We start from the raw sequence: 256 nt of genomic DNA, 5'->3' as shown, positions 1-256 counted from the left end.
TCTGATACAGAAGCACTTTCTGATGCTGATTCGGAGTTTGAAACTGACTGTGACTCAGACACTGACGCACTTTCTGACACTGATTCTGAATTTGATACAGACTGTGATTCTGAGATTGAAGCACTTGTTGATGCTGACTCGGAATTAGATACTGATTGTGATTCAGATACTGATGCACTTTCTGACGCTGATTCGGAGTTTGAGACTGACTGTGATTCAGAAATTGATTCACTTACTGACGCTGACTCTGAGTTTG

General features: G+C 41.4%; 1 protein-coding gene. It reads left to right on the top strand.

Features of this window, described 5'->3' with window-relative positions; genetic code table 11:
• The coding region (locus HMPREF2979_RS10350) for an MSCRAMM family adhesin SdrC (protein WP_222609761.1) at window positions 1-256 on the top strand (256 nt) is incomplete at both ends.

Source organism: Streptococcus sp. HMSC078H12 (genome assembly GCF_001814615.1).
Classification (GTDB): Bacteria; Bacillota; Bacilli; order Lactobacillales; family Streptococcaceae; genus Streptococcus; species Streptococcus salivarius_F.
Note: the sequence above shows the minus strand (reverse complement) of the source record. Positions and strands in the feature narration are given on the sequence as shown.